The sequence below is a fragment of the Streptomyces omiyaensis genome (genome assembly GCF_014650895.1).
Classification (GTDB): Bacteria; Actinomycetota; Actinomycetes; order Streptomycetales; family Streptomycetaceae; genus Streptomyces; species Streptomyces omiyaensis.
The window spans coordinates 86,788-103,312 of record NZ_BMVV01000002.1 but is presented as its reverse complement, the minus strand read 5'-3'; the positions used below and the strand labels follow the sequence as shown (position 1 = coordinate 103,312).

The window sequence follows — 16,525 nt, the reverse complement described above, 5'->3', positions numbered from 1 at the left end:
GTGGGCTCCTGTCGGAAGTGACGTGGTGGGCGCGCTGCTGGGGCCCCCGCGCGGAGGGGGGTCGTGCGTGGGGTGCGCTCGGCCGGGTCGCTCAGAGCGCGGCGCGGGACGGACAGATCGCGCTGGCGAGGCGGCACAGGTCGACGTGCAGGCGCGCCACAAGCAGCAGGGTGCCTGGCGTCTCTTCGCTCACGTCGTGGGAAACCATGCGGTCATCGTATCGATTCCCGGTCCGGGTTCCGGAATGTGATCTCAGATGCTGGATGTTTTCTGATCGCCTGGCGGACTGGGCAGGTAGAGGACGGTCGGTGTGCCCGTCCTGGGGTGCGGGACGACGTCCGCCTCCACCCCGTAGACGGCCGCGAGGAGTTCCGGGGTGAGGACCTCGGCGGGGGTGCCGCCGGTGACCACCCGGCCCGATTCGAGGACGTAGAGCCGGTCGCAGTGGGCGGCGGCCAGGTTGAGGTCGTGGATCGCCAGGAGGGTGGTGGTGCCCAGGGTGCGGACCAGGCCGAGGACGTCGATCTGGTGGCGGATGTCCAGGTGGTTCGTGGGCTCGTCGAGGACGAGGAGTTCGGGTTCCTGGACGAGGGCGCGGGCGACGAGGGCGCGCTGGCGTTCGCCGCCGGAGAGGGTGGGGTACGGGCGGTCGGCGAGGTCCGCGAGGCCGACCCGGGCGAGGGCGGCGTCGGCGCGGTCCCGGTCGGCGGCGGTGTCGCCCTCCCAGAAGCGCTTGTGGGGGGAGCGGCCGAGGGCGACGAGTTCGCGGACGGTGAGCTCGAAGTCGACGGCGGAGTCCTGGGGGACGGTGGCGACCCGGCGGGCGCGGGCCTTGGGGCCGAGGGCGCGCAGGTCGGCGCCGTCGAGCAGGGCGCGGCCGGCGGTGGGGGCGAGGGTGCCGTAGACGCAGCGCAGGAGGGTGGTCTTGCCGCTGCCGTTGGGGCCGATGAGGCCGACGGTCTCGCCGGGGCGGGCGGTGAGGTGGGCGTCGCGGAGCCGGTGCTCGTACGACAGTCCCTCGATGCGCAGTCCGGTCACAGGGCGGCTCCTTCGGGACGGCGGCGCATCAGCCAGAGGAAGAAGGGGCCGCCGGTGAGGGCGGTGAGGACGCCGACGGGGATGTCCTGGGGGGCTGCGACGGTACGGGCGCCGAGGTCGGCGACGACGAGGGCGAGGGCGCCGCCGAGCGCGGCGACGGGCAGCAGCCGGCGGTGCGGGGCTCCGACGGCGAGGCGGGCGGCGTGCGGCACCATCAGGCCGACGAAGCCGACGGCGCCGCTGGCGGCGACCATCACGGCGGTGACGAGGGAGGCGAGGAGGAAGACGGCGGCGCGGAAGCGGGCGGTGTCGAGGCCGAGGACGGTGGCGCCCTCGTCCCCGGTGAGGAGCAGGTCGAGCGGGCGGGCGAGGGCGAGCAGGACGCCGGTGCCGAGGACCAGGACGGCGGTGGGCATCAGGAGGGTGTCCCAGCGGGCGGAGCCGAGGCCGCCGAAGGACCAGTAGAGGGCTTCCTGGAAGTGCTCGGGGCGGCCGGCGGAGACCAGGACGAGGGTGGTGAGGGCGGTGAGGACGTACGAGACGGCGACGCCCGCGAGGACGAGCCGGGGGCCGGTCATGGTGGAACCCCGGCGGGCCAGCGCGTAGACGAGGACGAGCGCGGCGAGGGAGCCGGCGAAGGCGCCGGCGGGCAGGGCGAGGGTGGTGGTGAGTCCGCCGCCGATGCCGAGGACCAGGACGAGGACGGCGCCGGCGGACGCCCCGGAGGAGATCCCGAGGAGGAAGGGGTCGGCGAGCCGGTTGCGCACGAGGGCCTGGAGGACGGTTCCGACGACCGCGAGCCCGGCGCCGACGACGATCCCGAGGATCACCCGGGGCAGCCGGACGTCGAGCACGATGGTGCGGTACGGGGAGGGGGCGGCGCGCCCGGTGAGGGCGTCGAGCACCTGGCCGGGCGGGATCCGTACGGAGCCGAGCGCGAGGGAGCCGAGCACGGCGGCGGCGAGGGCGGCGAGCAGCCCGGCGGCGACGAGGGCGAAGCGGCCCCGGCCGGGCGTCGCCGCCGCCGGGCGGGCGGGGGCCGGGGCGGCGGCGACGGCGGTCATCGGCCGGTGGCCGGGTGGAGCTGGGCGGCGAGCTTGTCGACGGCGGCGGGGACGCGGACGCCGAGGACGGTGTCGGAGAGCGGGAGGACGGCGAAGCGCCGGTTCCTGACGGCGGGGACGTCCTGGAGGACGGGGTCGTCGAGGAGGCGCTTCTTCTTCTGCTCGACGCTGGTGGAGCCGTAGTCGTAGATGACGATGACCTCGGGCTTGCGGGCGACGACCTGTTCCCAGGTGGCGTCGCCGAAGGCCTTGGGGAGGTCGGCGAAGACGTTGCGGCCGCCGGCCCGGGCGATGAGCTCGTTGCCGATGCCCTTGCCGCCGGCGGTGAAGGCGGTCTTGTCGCCGCTGTCGTAGACGAAGACGGAGACGGGGTCGAGGCCGCCGAGGCGCTTCTCGGTGGCGGCGACGGTGGCGCGGGCCTCCTCGTTCCACTTCTCGGCCCGGTCGGGGACGCCGAAGGTGCGGCCGACCTCGGTGACCTCGCGGTAGAGGTCGTCGACGGTGGGGGTGCCGGCCGGGCAGGACTCGGCGTTGAGGCGGGTGGCGATGCCGGTCCTCGCCAGGTCGTCGCGGCCGCGGCCGTCCTTGGCGTCGAAGGCGGAGGCGTAGCCGCCGTAGACGAAGTCGGGGTTCGCGGCGAGCAGCGCCTCCTTGGAGGGGTACTCCTTCGACAGCACGGGGACGGAGTCGTACGCCTTCCGGTAGGCGGGGAGGATCGCGTCGTCGAGGTAGGCGGTGCCGGCGAGGGACTTCTCCAGGCCGAGGGCGAGGAGGATCTCGGTGACGTGCTGGTTCATGGTGACCGCGCGCTTCGGCGGGGCCCGGAAGGTGGTGGTCTCGCCGCAGTTGGTGACGGTGTACGGGAAGCCGGGGGCGGGCTTCGCGGCGTCGGGGCCGCTCGCGGGGGCGGCGGTGCAGGCGGCGAGCAGGGGCAGCAGGGCGGCGGCGAGCGGCAGCCGGTGGCGCCGGGTCATGGCGGAGGGCCTCCTCCGGGGATTTCCACGTCCCCGATCGGTGGTGAGAAGGCGGCAGGTCAGTTCCTGGCTGGCGGCCCCGGGAGGGGGCCGGTCACAGTGGCGGGACCGCGCCGGATTCGTCACCGGCTTCCTGGGTCCTGCCGCCCTGAAAGGTCGCGCACAGACTACTGGTACGGACGGGCGCGGTTACGCGTACTCCTCGACGACCTTCACGTCCTCCTCCGTCACGACGCCCTCGACGATCGTGTAGGAGCGGAACTGGAAGTCGCCGGCGCCGTCGGTGTCGGCCGTGGAGACGAGCACGTAGTGGGCGCCGGGCTCGTTGGCGTAGGTGATGTCGGTGCGGGACGGGTACGCCTCGGTCGCCGTGTGCGAGTGGTAGATGATCACGGGCTCCTCGTCCCGGTCGTCCATCTCGCGGTAGAGCTTGAGGAGGTCGGCGGAGTCGAACTCGTAGAAGGTGGGCGAGCGGGCGGCGTTGAGCATGGGGATGAACCGCTCGGGGCGGCCCGTGCCGACCGGTCCCGCGACGACGCCGCAGGCCTCGTCGGGGTGGTCCGCGCGGGCGTGTTCCACGATCCGGTCGTACAGGGCCCGGGTGATGGTCAGCATGCCGACAGGATAAGCAGACGGGCCGTCCCGTACCGAGGAGTGGTACGGAACGGCCCGGATGCTGGACGCGACCCTTGTTACGACCGCTTGGCGAAGGCGGCGCCCTCGGGGTTGCGGGCCTTGAGGACCAGGTAGGAGACGGCGAGGAGCAGGCCCCAGACGGGGGCGCCGTAGAGGGCGACGCGGTTGCCCGCGTCCATGCCCATGGTCACCACGACCAGGCCGATGAAGGCGAGGGCGAAGACGCTGGCCCAGATGCCGCCGGGGGCCTTGAAGGAGGACTGGGGCAGCTCGCCGCGGTCGGCCTTGAGGCGGTAGCGGATCTGGCAGACGAGGATCATGATCCAGGCCCACATGCCGGAGATGGTGGCGAAGGAGACGACGTAGTTGAAGGCGTCGCCCGGCCACTGGTAGTTGATCCAGACGCCGACCATCATCAGCGCGGCCGAGAAGGTGGTGCCGACCAGCGGGGTGCCGTTCTTCGTCAGCCGGGTGAAGACGGCCGGGCCCTGGCCGTTGAGCGCGAGGTCGCGCAGCATGCGGCCGGTGGAGTACATGCCCGAGTTGCAGGAGGAGAGCGCGGCCGTCAGGACGACGAAGTTGACGATGGCGGCGCCGACGCTGAGGCCCATCTCCTCGAAGGCGGCGACGAACGGGGAGACGCCCGGCTGGAAGTGGGTCCACGGGACGACCGACAGGATCATGATCAGCGCGCCGACGTAGAAGACGGCGATCCGCCACGGCACGGTGTTGATGGCCTTGGGCAGGACGGTCTTCGGGTCCTTCGACTCGCCGGCGGTGACGCCGACCAGCTCGACCGCGAGGAAGGCGAACATGACCATCTGGAGGGTCATGAGGGTGGAGCCGATGCCGTGCTCGCCGGCGAAGAAGCCGCCGAGGTCCCACAGGTGGGTGATCGAGGCGGTGTCGCCCGCGTCGGAGAAGCCGATCGTGAGGATGCCGGCGCAGATCAGGATCATGCCGACGATGGCGGTGACCTTGACCATGGAGAACCAGAACTCCAGCTCGCCGAAGAGCTTCACGGAGATCAGGTTGGCGCCGTAGAGGATCACGGTGAAGACGAGGGCGGAGATCCACTGCGGGATGTCCCACCAGTACGTCATGTAGGTGGCCGCGGCGGTGACCTCGGTGATGCCGGTGACGACCCAGAAGAGCCAGTACGTCCAGCCGGTCACGAAGCCCGCGAAGGGGCCGACGAACTCGCGCGCGTACTCCGAGAAGGAACCGGAGACGGGGCGGTACATGAGGAGCTCGCCGAGCGCCCGCATGATGAAGAAGATGACGAGGCCCGCGAGGGCGTACGCGAGGATCAGGCTGGGGCCCGCCTTGGAGATGCCCTTGCCCGCTCCGAGGAAGAGGCCGGTGCCGATGGCTCCGCCGATCGCGATCATCTGGATCTGGCGGGCGCCGAGTGCCCGGTGGTAACCCTCGCCCGAGGCGGAGTCCGCGGCCTCATTGCCGTCGTGCTGCTTGTCGACCCGCACTGAGGTCATGGTGGTGCGCCTTTCTCCATGCTGATCCGCGCGACTGCGAGTGCGTCTGCCGCGGATCAGGTCCTGATCCCCCCGGATGTGGATGGAGTGCCACCGGCGGTCAGCCGGCCGAAGCGCCCTCGGGAACAGGGGTGGCGTGCCCGAGTGGTCGTGAAGATTTATCACGGTGCGGGGGGTGATCGACGGAGTTATGTGTGGCGCACGCCACAAAAAAATCAGGGCAAAAAGGATTCAAGACGGCAAGGTGTTCACTCTGATAACGAGTTCGTTATCCGGATTTGAGCGTCCGCTGAGCGAACGCCCCACCGCGCCGGTCCTTCAGGACATCAGCGTCTCGACCAGTGACTCCTGGAGCGCGCCGAGCCAGAGGTACGCCATCACCATCGGCTTGCGCGGGTCGCTGTCCGGCAGCCGGTAGAGCCGCTCGCTCTCCTCGTCCTCGGTGATGTCGAGGCGGGTGGCGATGGTCAGCCGCAGGTCGTTGAGGGCGCCGAGCCAGGCCCGGGACTCGTCCGGGGTCAGCTTCAGGACCGCCGCCGCCTCCGGCCCCTCGCCGCCGGCCAGCCCGTCGAGGGCGCGCACCACCGCGAGGGCGTCCTCGCGCTTGCGGGCCCGCAGGTCGTTCTCGGTGAAGCGGCGGAAGTCGGCCGCGGCCGCCCGCAGCTCCTCGGTGTCGTCCCCGTACGCGTCGGGGAAGAGCCGGCGCAGGGCCGGATCGGACGGCGGCTCGCTGGGGCCCTCGGCGAAGAGGGCGGCGAGCGGGTCGGCGTCCGCGTCGGGCTCGTCGCCGGGGCCGATCAGCTCCAGGAGCTGGACGGCGAGCGAGCGCAGGATGGAGACCTCGACCTCGTCGAGGGCGACGGCGGCCCCGCCGCCGGGCAGGAGCTCGAAGTGGCCGGCCATCAGCCGCGGTCCTGGGAGAGGGTCGCCCACAGTCCGTAGCCGTGCATCGCCTGCACGTCCCGTTCCATCTCCTCGCGGGTGCCGCTGGAGACCACCGCGCGGCCCTTGTGGTGCACGTCGAGCATCAGCTTGTGCGCCTTGTCCTTGGAGTAGCCGAAGTACGCCTGGAAGACGTAACTGACATAGCTCATCAGATTCACCGGGTCGTTGTGCACGAGGGTGACCCAGGGGACGTCGGGCTCGACGACCGCGGAGACCTCCTCGGCCGACTCGGTCCGTTCGATCTCGATAGGCGCGATGCTCACTTACCCCATGCTGCCACCCGGGTCCCCCCGTCGCACAAACGGGCACCCCGGAGCGGAGTATTCGTCAAACTGACGATTTCTGCGCTAGCATCGTCGGCATGAACGCTGCGGACCTTGGGCTCCCGGTGGACGTGCCGTCGACCGCGCTCTTCACCGACCAGTACGAGCTGACCATGCTCCAGGCGGCCCTCCGGGCCGGCACCGCCGACCGGCGCTCCGTCTTCGAGGTCTTCACCCGGAGGCTGCCGGAGGGGCGGCGGTACGGCGTCCTCGCGGGCGTCGGCCGCGTCCTGGACGCCGTCGAGAACTTCCGCTTCGACCCGGCCGTCCTCGGCTTCCTGCGCGAGCGGGGAATCGTCGACGAGCCGACCCTGGAGTGGCTCGCCGGCTACCGCTTCTCCGGCGACATCTGGGGCTACCCCGAGGGAGAGGTCTACTTCCCCGGCTCCCCCGTGCTGCGCGTCGAGGGCTCCTTCGCCGAGTGCGTGCTCCTGGAGACGGTGATCCTCTCGATCCTCAACCACGACTCGGCCATCGCCGCCGCGGCCTCCCGGATGTCGGCCGCCGCGGCCGGCCGGCGGCTCATCGAGATGGGCGCCCGGCGCACCCACGAGCTGGCCGCCGTCGCCGCCTCCCGCGCCGCCTACGTCGGCGGCTTCGACTCCACCTCCGACCTCGCCGCCGGCTTCCGCTACGGCATCCCCACCGTCGGCACCTCCGCGCACGCCTTCACCCTCCTCCACGACAGCGAGCGGGACGCCTTCCGGGCCCAGGTCGACAGCCTCGGCCGGGGCACCACCCTCCTCGTCGACACCTACGACGTCGCCGAGGCGGTCCGCACCGCCGTCGAGATCGCCGGGCCCGAGCTCGGCGCCGTCCGCATCGACTCCGGCGACCTGCTGCTCGTCGCCCACCGGGTCCGGGCCCAGCTGGACGAGCTCGGCGCCCGCGACACCCGCATCGTGGTCACCTCCGACCTCGACGAGTACGCCATCGCCTCGCTGGCCGCCGCGCCGGTCGACGCGTACGGCGTGGGCACCCAGCTCGTCACCGGCAGCGGCCACCCGACCTGCTCGATGGTCTACAAGCTGGTCGCCCGGGCCGCCTCGGCCGACCCGAAGGCCCCGCTGGTGCCGGTCGCCAAGAAGTCGCTGGGCGGCAAGGCCTCCGTCGGCGGCCGCAAGTGGGCCGCGCGCCGCCGCGACGCGGACGGGGTCGCCGAGGCCGAGGTGATCGGCACCGGAGCGGTCCCGGACGCGCTCGCCGCCGACCAGCTCCTGGTCGAGCTGGTCAAGGGCGGCGAGGTGGTCGCACGGGAGCCCCTGGAGGCCGCCCGGGCCCGTCACATCGCGGCCCGCGCGGGCCTGCCGATGTCGGCGATCCAGCTCTCCCGGGGCGAGCCGGTGCTGCCGACCGAGTACCTGTAGCCGCCCCACCCGGGCCCGGCGGCCCCCTCCCGATCCGGAGGGGAAGTCTCTAGGCTCGGTCCCACCCCTTCCGACCACCCGAGGACGCCCGCCATGCACCGCGCACTGATCGTCGTGGACGTACAGAACGACTTCTGCGAGGGCGGCAGCCTCGCGGTGGCCGGCGGCGCGGACGTCGCCGCCGCCATCACCGAACTCGTGGGCGAGGCGGCGGGTGCCGCCTACCGGCACGTCGTCGCCACCCGGGACCACCACGTCGACCCGGGGGCGCACTTCGCCCCGGAGGGCGAGGCCCCCGACTACGTCGACTCCTGGCCGCGGCACTGCGTGGCCGGTACCGAGGGCGTCGGCTTCCACCCGAACTTCGCCCCCGCCGTCGCCGGCGGGGCGGTGCAGGCCGTCTTCGACAAGGGCGCCTACGCCGCCGCGTACAGCGGCTTCGAGGGGCGGGACGAGAACGGCGAGACGCTGGCGCAGTGGCTGCGCGAGCGGGACGTGACCGAGGTCGACGTGGTGGGCATCGCCACCGACCACTGCGTCCGGGCCACCGCCCTGGACGCGGCCCGCGAGGGCTTCCGCACCCACGTGCTGCTCGACCTCACCGCCGGGGTGGCCCGCGAGACCACCGCCCGGGCCCTCGTGGAGCTCCGCGAGGCCGGCGTGGCCCTCACGGGCACCCCCGTGGTCGCCTAGGCCGCCTCTCCCCGGTCCGGCCCGGTCCGGCCCGGAAGGGACGGCCCGGCCCTCCCTTCCGGGTCCCGGCGCGGCTAGGCGCGGGCCGCCGGGGCCTTCGGCAGGGTCCCGGCCGGGTGCCACAGCTCCTGGGCGGCACCCGGCGCCGATCTCCACAGGAGTCCGTCCGGGTGGTGCAGCACGGCCGTGATCTCGTCCGGCGTGGGCGGCTCGGCGTTCCCCCGCAGGTAAACCGACCGCAGACCCAGGTTTCGGAGCCTGGTCAGGGCCCTGGCGCGGTTCGCGGCGTGGACGAGGAAGCGTACGTTCGCGCCGTCTTCGGCCGGGCTGGGCAGCCCTATCGCGACCACCACGCTGCCTCCCGGCAACTTGCAGAACCCTCCACCGGGCATGCGGAACCACTCCCCCGTGAGCCGACTGTCAATAAGGAGTCCGTGAGAACTCGGTCAGCTGCACCTAAACACGATCGGCCGCCGCCCGCTAGGGGGCGACGGCCGATCATGCTCTGACCTGCGGTTCTATCGAATCTCTAGTCGATCAACGAGTCGACGGGCCCACGCGGACCGTGATCGTCTCGCCGCTCTTCGGCTCCTTGACGACCTCGATCTTGGTGTTGGTGTCAGTGACCTTGACGCCGGCGCGCTCGGTCTCCTGGTACCAGTAGGTGCCCTTGCGGTCGTCGAAGACCGGGTTGCCCGGAAGCGAGCGGATCCAGGTCGGGACGTCGGCCTTGTGCAGCTGGAAAGCGTCCGTCCGGTACGTTCCGAAGGTGGAGTCGTACGCCTGGACGCGGTTGCGCATCAGGGTGCCGTCCTTGAACTTCAGCGGCGTCGGGTGGGCGTCGACCGGGAGGATCAGGCCCTGGCCCGGGTGGGCGGAGGTGTTGTTGTCCTTCTGGGACAGGTCCCACTTCCAGATGAGCAGGCCGTTCTGGTACGGGTAGTGCTCGACCCAGCTCGCCTTGTCACCGGTGAAGCCGAAGTTGTACGGGCCGACCTTGAGGGTGGCGTCGTACGAGACGTACTGGCGGTTCTCCGCGATGTAGTACTGCTCGTACTCCTTCGTGAAGCCCTTGCCCATCCGCGTGAAGCCCTTGGCCGTCCAGCCGTTGTCGCCGTTCTCCGCGTCGTCGGAGAAGACGGTGGCGCCGTCGGCGGTCAGCGTGATGGCGTCGGCCGCGAAGCCCTTGAGCGCCAGGCCGCCGTCCGTCTGGTAGCGGAAGCGGAGGTCGAACTTCTTGCCCGCGTACGACGAGAGGTCGAAGGAGAGCGACTTGTACCCGCCGGAGACGCTGGACAGCGCCGGGGTGCCGGCGGCGTCACGGTCGATCGGCTTGCCGTCGGCGGTGCCGTCGAGGGCGGTCCAGTTGGCGCCGCCGTCCGTCGAGACCTCGGTGTAGAGGTAGTCGTACTCGGCCTCGATGTCGTACCAGCCCTTGAAGGCCAGGGTGGCGGACGACTTGCCGGTCAGGTCGACCGGGCGGGTGAGGGTGTTCTTGAGGTCGTCGCCCATGCCGCTCCACCACTGGGCCGCGCCCTCGGCGGGGGCGACGATGTCGGTGGTGACAGCCTTCTTCGGCAGCTCGACGAGGAGTGCCTGCGGGTTCTTGGTGTTGTACTCCGCCACGCCCAGCTTGTGGGTGGACTTCGACGAGCGCTGCTCGTTGCTCACCTTGGTGTAGTTGAGCCAGCCGAGCTGGAGCTTGTCCCAGGCGTTCATGTCGCCGGGCATGTCGCCGATGGAGTCCTTGCCCAGGCCCAGCCAGGAGCCGGAGGACATCAGCGACCAGTAGCCGGTCGAGTTCTCGCCGCCCGCGGTGTCGTACAGGTCCGGCAGGCCGAGGTCGTGGCCGTACTCGTGGGCGAAGACGCCGAGGCCGCCGTTCTCGGGCTGCATCGTGTAGTCGCCGACCCAGATGCCGGTGTCGCCGATCGGGGTGCCGCCGGCCTTGTTGTTCTCCGGGCCGGTCTTGCCCGCGCTGGTGCCGTAGGCGTACCAGCGGTGCGCCCACAGGGCGTCGGTCGCCTGGGCGCCGCCGCCCGCCGACTCGTCCTCGCCCGCGTGGACGATCTGGAAGTGGTCGATGTAGCCGTCGGACTCGTTGAAGTTGCCGTCGGCGTCGAAGTCGTAGCGGTCCCACTGGTCGTAGGTCGCCAGGTCGGCCTTGATCTGGGCGTCGGTCCTGCCCTTGGCCTTCTGGTCGGCGACCCACGCGTTGACGCCGTCGCGGACGGTGTCCCACACGTTGGCGCAGTTGGTCTGGCCGCAGTAGTTGGAGCCGTAGCGGGCCTCGTTGTACGGGACCTTGACCCAGTCGGAGACCGCGCCGTCGACCGAGTAGCGGCCGGACGAGGTGCGCTCGTAGTAGGTCTTCAGGGAGTGCTTCTGCTGACCGGTCTTCTTGTCCTTGCCGGTGCCGAAGTACAGGTCCTGGAAGTGCTTCTGGTTGTAGTCGGCCTGCCACTCGGTCGAGTTGTCCTTCGACCGGTCGGGCTCGGCTATCTGGTTGTGCAGCGGGCCGGGCGTGCCGCCGAACTTCGGCTTCAGCTCGTCCGTGTCGTCGTCCTTGCGGTCGACGAGGGTGGTGGTGTCCACCTGGTCGCCGAACTCGACCAGGATGGTGAAGATCTTGTCGGTCTTCTCGCGGCCGAGCTCGACGTACTTCTTCGCGTCGAGCTTGACGACCTTGGAGCCGCCGCGGTTCTCGATCGTGGCCTTGCCCCCGAGGACCTGCTCCAGCGCGGCCTTGCGCTGCTGCGCCTGCTGCTTGCTGAAGGGGCCGTCGAGGTCGTGGTCGACCGTCGTCTTGTCCGGGGCGTGCCCGTGGTCGTGGCCCGGAGCCGGGTCGTGGCGGACGTCCGCCGCCGTGATCCTGCCGTCCTCGTTGGCCCAGGCGGTGCTGAAGGTCGAGGCGGTGGCGGCGGTGGCGGCCAGCGCCACGACGACCGCGGATGCCCGAATCGCCCGTCGTCTGTTGGTCACTTGGTGTCGTTCCTCCCCGGCGCCCGCGCCTCGGACCAGGAGGTGGGGTGTCCGTCCGGCGGGGTCGCGCGTCACAAGTGACGACATTCGACCGGAGAGAGAGGAGAAAAGACAGATCTTGACTTGCACACACCAAGTGCACTATGCGGGTGTCGAAATCCGGTATGCGGACGGTCAAGCCGGGTAAAGGAACGGAAAGTTCGGGTTCGCGCGGTGCCCGGCGGAGGGTCCGTGCCGCGCCCGTGCCACCCGTGCGCCCCCCGTGCTCCGGCACCGTGGGTCAGGTCACGCTTACCCGTCGTTCCTCCCGGGCATCGAGCGTCGTAGAGTCGACCGGGAGTCCGGAGGGGCGGTATCCGTCATGCAGCGTCCGAACGCAGCGCAGTACGCCTACGGTTCGGCCGTCGTGGTCCTCGCGACCGCCGCGCTCCTGCTCCTGACCGGCGCCACCGGGCCGCCCGGCATCGCCGCGGCCTGTCTCGCCGGACTGCTGCTCGGCGTTCTCGTGGCGGTGACGATGCCCTCGGGGACGCGGCCCGTCAAGACCCCCGGCACCACCGCCGCGCGGCCCGGGAACGACGCGGTCCGGGTACCGGCCGCGCAGGTGGGCGCGGGAGCCGATAACCGGACCGGTCCGTGAGTCCGTCCGTTCCGCCGGGCGCTACCGCGGCACGGTGACCACCACCGTCTTCGCCGCCTTGTCGTGCAGGCCCTGCTTGTAGGGCTTGTCGACCAGGATGAGGATGAGCAGCAGCAGCGGCCAGAGGCAGGCGCAGCAGATCAGCGCGGGCAGCCAGAGCACGACCGCCCGCAGCAGCGACTGGTTCATCGGGGGCGTGGAGCCGTCGTTGAGCATCGCCACGCGCAGCTTCATCAGCCGCTTGCCGAGGGTCTGTCCGTTCTTCGCCGTGAGCACGGTGTCGTAGGCGACGAAGGCGACGATCGTCAGCAGCTGGAAGACGATCGAGGTGCCTCCGGTGAAGGCGTCCTGGAAGTCGGCGTCGTCCTGGGTGGCCCGGTCGTAGACGTCGAACGGGATGCCGATGATCGCCAGCGGCACCGCGACGATCAGCCAGTCGACGAGCCGCGCGAGGATGCGGCGCCCGGACTCGGCGAGCGGCGGCATCCCGGAGAGCGGGTCGGTGCCGCCGTAGCCGCTTCCGTAGCCGCCGTACGGGGGCGGCGGCGGGTACGGGGAGTCGTACGGGCTCCCCGGTGGCGGGGGGCCCGGCGGGGGCCCCGGCGGCGGGTCCTGGGGCCGCTTGGCGAACGGGTCGTCGTCGGGGGGCGGTCCGGGCGGCGGCTGGTCGGTGCTCATGGGGGCATCGCATCCCGGCCGCCGGGGCCCCGCAACGGATGGACGCCCGTTCGGGGGACGCCCCCGCGGGGCCCGGGATCAGGCCCGGGCGACGAAGGTGCGGGCCGCCTTGTCGTGCCAGCACTGGCGCCACGGGCGGTCGAAGACGCACCAGACCGCGTTGAGGACGCCGATCACCAGCAGGCCCAGGAAGGTGTACAGGAACCAGCGGCGCAGCGACCGTCCGAGGGTCGGCGGCTCGTGGCCCTCGATGTCCCGGACCTGGATCCCGCAGAGCTTCTTGCCGAGCGTCCGGCCCCACCTGGCGGTGGGCAGCGCCTCGTACAGCACGCCGAGGACGAGCAGCAGGCCGAGCGCGATGCCGAACTGGACCGAGGTGGTGCCGTCGACCAGCCAGACCTGGACGGTGACGCCGGACCGCTTGGCCGCCTCGATCTTGGCCTCGATGTGGTCGAGGGCGGCGGTCACGAAGGGGAAGGCCGCGCCGGCCGCCGCCGCTCCGAGGAGGAGGGTGTCGACGATCCGCGCGAGGAGCCGGCGGCCGAGCCCGGCCGGGGGTGCGGAGGACTGCTCGCGGACGGCCGCGAGGAAGGGGTCCTCGACCGGCGGCTTCCACGGCACGACCGGCTGCCGGCCCTGCGCCTGCTGTGCCTGGGGCTGTGCCTGCGCCTGCTGTGCGTGCGCCTGCTGTGCGTGGGGCTGCGCCTGCTGCGGCTGGGCCCAGGAGGGGGTGGCGGGCGCGGGGGCCGGCACGGGCTGGGGCTGGGGCTGGGGCTGGGGCCGTACCGGCGCGGGGGCCGGGGCGGGGGCCTCGTGGACGGGAGCCGGGGCCGGGGCGGGCGTGGGCGCCGGGGCGGGCGTGGGCGCCGGGGCGGGCGTGGGCGCCGGGGTGACGGGCATGCCGCCCAGGCGGGCGGGGGAGCTCGGCCGCCGGGGGTCGGCGGCGGGCGCGGGCGCGGCGGCCTGCGCGGGGGCGGCCGGCCACTCGACCGGGGACCTCGGGTCGGGCACGGCGGGCGCCGGCTCGGCGGCGGGCGCGGGGGCCGGGGCGGGCCGCGGGGCGCCCCAGGCCGCGGGGCGGTCCGGCCCGGCGGCGGGTCCGTACTGCCGGGAGGCGTCGGCGCGCCAGGCGGAGGCGGGCTCCCGGACGAGGGGTTCCTCGTCGAAGAAGACGGGCCCCGTCTCGTCGACGGCGGCCGGCGCCGGGGCGGCCGCCGGTGCGGGGTCCGGGGTGGGTTCGGGCGCGGGCTCCGGCACCGGGGCCGGGGCCGGGGCGGGGCTCGGGGCGAGGACGGGCCCGGCGGGCATGGCCGAGGCGGGCGGGACCGGAGCGGCCTCGCCGTCCTGCGGGGCGGGCCGGCTCGTGCCCGGCACCCAGGAGCCGCCGTTCCAGTACCGGATGTATCCGGGGATCGACGGATCGGGGTAGTACCCCGCCTGCGGTACCTCGCCGCCGCCTCCGGGAGGAGTAGCCACTGCCCCGACTCCGTTCAGTCACAACGTTCCGTCACCACACTAAGGAGGCACAGTAACGAAGAACCTCCGCGAGGGAGGAAAGAGCCCGCGAGAAAGCCCGCCTTCGGGCGAAGGACGCCGGAATCGCTCACTCCCCGTGAGGTTCGGGCCCGGGAACGCGGGGTGGCGGGGCGCCGGGAGGAACTTCCCGGAAAAAACTTCCCGAAGTCGCGTAATGAACCCGGCCGACTCCGCTCTCTCCAGGTGAAGGCCCGTCCGGGGCCCCTACCCGAGAGGCAGTCAGCCATGCGGAACACCGAGCACACCACCGTCGAGCGCGAGCTGGAGCTGAAGCTGGTGCTCTCCCCCGAGCGCTCGGTCCCGGTGCCGGCCCGGCTGGCCTACCGCACCGACGACCCCTACGCGGTGCACATGACCTTCCACATCGGCTCCGAGCACCCGGTGAACTGGACCTTCGCCCGCGAACTCCTCGTCGAGGGCGTCTTCCGCGCCTGCGGCCACGGCGACGTGCGGATCTGGCCGACCAAGGTCGACGGCCGCGCCGTCATCCTGATGGCCCTCTCCTCCCCCGACGGCGACGCCCTCCTGGAGGCCCCGTCGGCGCAGGTGTCCGCCTGGCTGGAGCGGACCCTGCGCACGGTCCCGCCGGGCACCGAGTCGGAGCGGCTGGGCATCGACGACGGGCTGGCCGAGCTGCTCGCCACGACCGTGGTCGGGGACGACCTGTGGCTGCGCGACCCGTGGCCGTCGGACGAGTCCCAGGACGGCGAGCTGTGAGCCCGTACCGGTGGGCTCAGAAGAGCTTTCCGGGGTTGAGCAGGCCCAGCGGGTCGAAGACCCGCTTGATCTCGCGCTGGAGCTCCAGTCCGACGGGGCCGAGTTCGCGGGCGAGCCACTCCTTCTTGAGGACGCCCACGCCGTGTTCGCCGGTGATGGTGCCGCCGAGGGAGAGGCCGAGCGCCATGATCGCGTCGAAGGACTCGCGGGCGCGCCGGGACTCGTCCTCGTCGGTGTGGTCGAAGCAGACGACGGGGTGGGTGTTGCCGTCGCCCGCGTGGACGCAGACGCCGATGGTGAGCGCGTACTTCTCGGCGACGGCGGTGGTCCCGGCGAGCATCTCGGCGAGCCGGGTGCGGGGCACGCAGACGTCGTCGATCATCGTGGCCGGCCGGAGGGTCTCCAGGGCGGTGAGGGAGAGCCGGCGCGCCTGGAGGAGGAGTTCGGACTCGGCGGCGTCGGCGGCGGGGACGACCTCGGTGGCCCCGGCGGCCGTGCACAGCGCGCCGACGGCGGCGAGGTCGGCGGCCGGATCCGGGGTGTCGAAGGCGCACAGGAGCAGCGCCTCGGTGGACTCGGGCAGCCCCATGCGCGCCACGCGGTTGACGGCCTGGACGGTGGTGCGGTCCATGAGTTCGAGGAGCGAGGGGGCGTGTCCGCGCTCCATGATCGCGCAGACGGCGGCGCAGGCGGCGTCCGTGGAGGGGAACTCGGCGGCGAGGACGAGCTGGGCGGGCGGCTGCGGCCTGAGCGCGAGGACGGCCTTGACCACGATGCCGAGGCTGCCCTCGGAGCCGACGAAGAGCCGGGTGAGGTCGTATCCGGCGACGCCCTTGGCGGTGCGCCGGCCGGTGGTCAGGAGCCGCCCGTCGGCGAGCACGACCTCCAGGCCGAGGACGTACTCGGCCGTGACGCCGTACTTGACGCAGCACAGGCCGCCGGAGGCGGTGCCGATGTTGCCGCCGATGGTGCAGGACTCCCAACTGGAGGGGTCCGGCGGGTAGTACAGGCCGTGCTCGTTCACGGCGCGGGACAGGACGGCGTTGATCACGCCGGGTTCGACGACGGCGATCCGGTCGACCGGGTCGATCTCCAGGATCCGGTCCATCTTGACGAGGGAGAGCACGACGCAGCCCTCGGAGGCGTTGGCGCCCCCGGAGAGGCCGGTGCGGGCGCCCTGCGGCACGACCGGGACGCGGTGCTCGGTCGCGGTCCGCATGACGTGCTGCACCTGTTCGACGGTGCGCGGGAGCACGACGGCCGCGGGGGTGCCGGCCGCGCAGAAGCTCGCCATGTCGTGGGCGTAGGAGGCCGTGACGTCCGGATCGGTGAGGACGGCGTCGGCGGGGAGCCCGGCGCGGAGAGCCGCGTGGAGGGCCGCGTGGGGCGTCGGAAGATCGTCCATGCTCCCAGCCTGGCACCGGGGGCCAACGGTGTGA

17 protein-coding genes and 1 riboswitch are annotated in these 16,525 nt (G+C 72.3%); of the genes, 4 read left to right on the top strand and 13 right to left on the bottom strand.

Going from position 1 to position 16,525, the window contains the following annotated elements:
* Positions 1-91 precede the first annotated feature (91 nt).
* The 8 genes from IE287_RS39380 to clpS all read right to left on the bottom strand — a co-directional run bounded on the left by IE287_RS39380 (position 92) and on the right by clpS (position 6,413).
* Positions 92-208, bottom strand: coding sequence for a putative leader peptide (locus tag IE287_RS39380; protein WP_373307794.1), 117 nt, complete (start codon positions 206-208; stop codon positions 92-94).
* Between the two features lie 44 nt (positions 209-252).
* Positions 253-1,038 (bottom strand): ABC transporter ATP-binding protein, encoded by a 786-nt coding sequence (locus tag IE287_RS03305; protein ID WP_189847356.1) that lies wholly within the window; start codon positions 1,036-1,038, stop codon positions 253-255.
* On the bottom strand, positions 1,035-2,102 hold the full coding sequence (locus IE287_RS03300; protein ID WP_189847355.1) for a FecCD family ABC transporter permease: 1,068 nt from the start codon (positions 2,100-2,102) through the stop codon (positions 1,035-1,037). Before IE287_RS03300 ends, IE287_RS03305 begins: the two co-directional genes overlap by 4 nt.
* Entirely contained in the window at positions 2,099-3,076 is a 978-nt protein-coding gene (locus IE287_RS03295) for an ABC transporter substrate-binding protein (protein ID WP_189847354.1), read from the bottom strand. Before IE287_RS03295 ends, IE287_RS03300 begins: the two co-directional genes overlap by 4 nt.
* A gap of 40 nt (positions 3,077-3,116) precedes the next feature.
* Positions 3,117-3,235: riboswitch (cobalamin riboswitch) on the bottom strand.
* A gap of 30 nt (positions 3,236-3,265) precedes the next feature.
* Complete coding sequence (locus tag IE287_RS03290) at positions 3,266-3,691, bottom strand: M67 family metallopeptidase (protein ID WP_189847353.1); 426 nt, start codon at positions 3,689-3,691, stop codon at positions 3,266-3,268.
* A gap of 77 nt (positions 3,692-3,768) precedes the next feature.
* Positions 3,769-5,205 carry an amino acid permease gene (locus IE287_RS03285; protein ID WP_189847352.1) on the bottom strand — a complete coding sequence of 479 codons (1,437 nt, stop codon included), beginning with the start codon at positions 5,203-5,205 and terminating at the stop codon, positions 3,769-3,771.
* A gap of 318 nt (positions 5,206-5,523) precedes the next feature.
* Positions 5,524-6,108 carry a DUF2017 domain-containing protein gene (locus IE287_RS03280; protein WP_189847351.1) on the bottom strand — a complete coding sequence of 195 codons (585 nt, stop codon included), beginning with the start codon at positions 6,106-6,108 and terminating at the stop codon, positions 5,524-5,526.
* Positions 6,108-6,413, bottom strand: a complete 306-nt coding sequence (clpS, locus tag IE287_RS03275; RefSeq protein WP_189847350.1) for an ATP-dependent Clp protease adapter ClpS — start codon at positions 6,411-6,413, stop codon at positions 6,108-6,110. The genes IE287_RS03280 and clpS overlap by 1 nt, the downstream gene beginning before the upstream one ends.
* 98 nt (positions 6,414-6,511) lie before the next feature.
* Here clpS and IE287_RS03270 point away from each other — a divergent pair, with 98 nt between their 5' ends.
* Together IE287_RS03270 and IE287_RS03265 are read left to right on the top strand one after the other, a co-directional pair.
* Complete coding sequence (locus IE287_RS03270; RefSeq protein ID WP_189847349.1) at positions 6,512-7,840, top strand: nicotinate phosphoribosyltransferase; 1,329 nt, start codon at positions 6,512-6,514, stop codon at positions 7,838-7,840.
* Between the two features lie 93 nt (positions 7,841-7,933).
* Entirely contained in the window at positions 7,934-8,533 is a 600-nt protein-coding gene (locus tag IE287_RS03265) for an isochorismatase family protein (protein WP_189847348.1), read from the top strand.
* A 74-nt stretch (positions 8,534-8,607) separates the two neighbouring features.
* Here the strand turns inward: IE287_RS03265 and IE287_RS03260 are convergent, their stop codons facing one another.
* Both IE287_RS03260 and IE287_RS03255 read right to left on the bottom strand, forming a co-directional pair.
* Positions 8,608-8,925, bottom strand: a complete 318-nt coding sequence (locus IE287_RS03260; protein ID WP_189847347.1) for a hypothetical protein — start codon at positions 8,923-8,925, stop codon at positions 8,608-8,610.
* A gap of 145 nt (positions 8,926-9,070) precedes the next feature.
* The gene (locus IE287_RS03255; RefSeq protein WP_189847346.1) at positions 9,071-11,515 is read right to left on the bottom strand and encodes an immune inhibitor A domain-containing protein; all 2,445 of its coding nucleotides are present in this window, start codon (positions 11,513-11,515) and stop codon (positions 9,071-9,073) included.
* Between the two features lie 361 nt (positions 11,516-11,876).
* On the opposite strand from IE287_RS03255, the gene IE287_RS03250 reads away from it, so the two are divergent.
* Entirely contained in the window at positions 11,877-12,155 is a 279-nt protein-coding gene (locus tag IE287_RS03250) for a hypothetical protein (protein WP_189847345.1), read from the top strand.
* A gap of 21 nt (positions 12,156-12,176) precedes the next feature.
* On the opposite strand, the gene IE287_RS03245 is transcribed toward IE287_RS03250, so the two are convergent.
* A complete protein-coding gene (locus IE287_RS03245) occupies positions 12,177-12,833 on the bottom strand; it encodes an RDD family protein (RefSeq protein ID WP_189847344.1) in 657 nt (218 codons plus the stop codon).
* Between the two features lie 78 nt (positions 12,834-12,911).
* Positions 12,912-14,309 carry an RDD family protein gene (locus IE287_RS03240; RefSeq protein ID WP_189847343.1) on the bottom strand — a complete coding sequence of 466 codons (1,398 nt, stop codon included), beginning with the start codon at positions 14,307-14,309 and terminating at the stop codon, positions 12,912-12,914.
* A gap of 285 nt (positions 14,310-14,594) precedes the next feature.
* On the opposite strand from IE287_RS03240, the gene IE287_RS03235 reads away from it, so the two are divergent.
* Complete coding sequence (locus IE287_RS03235) at positions 14,595-15,086, top strand: SsgA family sporulation/cell division regulator (RefSeq protein WP_189847342.1); 492 nt, start codon at positions 14,595-14,597, stop codon at positions 15,084-15,086.
* 16 nt (positions 15,087-15,102) lie between these two features.
* Here the strand turns inward: IE287_RS03235 and IE287_RS03230 are convergent, their stop codons facing one another.
* Positions 15,103-16,491: an FAD-binding oxidoreductase gene (locus IE287_RS03230; RefSeq protein ID WP_189847341.1), complete on the bottom strand. Its 1,389-nt coding sequence runs from the start codon at positions 16,489-16,491 to the stop codon at positions 15,103-15,105.
* Positions 16,492-16,525: the final 34 nt, after the last annotated feature.

Bases quoted from the DNA above. Each gene is read 5' to 3' on its own strand.
- IE287_RS03270 (WP_189847349.1), top strand. From the start codon at position 6,512: ATGAACGCTGCGGACCTTGGGCTCCCGGTGGACGTGCCGTCGACCGCG.
- IE287_RS03295 (WP_189847354.1), bottom strand. From the start codon at position 3,076: ATGACCCGGCGCCACCGGCTGCCGCTCGCCGCCGCCCTGCTGCCCCTG.
- IE287_RS03250 (WP_189847345.1), top strand. From the start codon at position 11,877: ATGCAGCGTCCGAACGCAGCGCAGTACGCCTACGGTTCGGCCGTCGTG.
- IE287_RS03260 (WP_189847347.1), bottom strand. From the start codon at position 8,925: ATGCCCGGTGGAGGGTTCTGCAAGTTGCCGGGAGGCAGCGTGGTGGTC.
- IE287_RS03300 (WP_189847355.1), bottom strand. From the start codon at position 2,102: ATGACCGCCGTCGCCGCCGCCCCGGCCCCCGCCCGCCCGGCGGCGGCG.
- IE287_RS03235 (WP_189847342.1), top strand. From the start codon at position 14,595: ATGCGGAACACCGAGCACACCACCGTCGAGCGCGAGCTGGAGCTGAAG.
- IE287_RS03230 (WP_189847341.1), bottom strand. From the start codon at position 16,491: ATGGACGATCTTCCGACGCCCCACGCGGCCCTCCACGCGGCTCTCCGC.
- IE287_RS03285 (WP_189847352.1), bottom strand. From the start codon at position 5,205: ATGACCTCAGTGCGGGTCGACAAGCAGCACGACGGCAATGAGGCCGCG.
- IE287_RS03245 (WP_189847344.1), bottom strand. From the start codon at position 12,833: ATGAGCACCGACCAGCCGCCGCCCGGACCGCCCCCCGACGACGACCCG.
- IE287_RS03280 (WP_189847351.1), bottom strand. From the start codon at position 6,108: ATGGCCGGCCACTTCGAGCTCCTGCCCGGCGGCGGGGCCGCCGTCGCC.
- IE287_RS03290 (WP_189847353.1), bottom strand. From the start codon at position 3,691: ATGCTGACCATCACCCGGGCCCTGTACGACCGGATCGTGGAACACGCC.
- IE287_RS39380 (WP_373307794.1), bottom strand. From the start codon at position 208: ATGGTTTCCCACGACGTGAGCGAAGAGACGCCAGGCACCCTGCTGCTT.
- IE287_RS03265 (WP_189847348.1), top strand. From the start codon at position 7,934: ATGCACCGCGCACTGATCGTCGTGGACGTACAGAACGACTTCTGCGAG.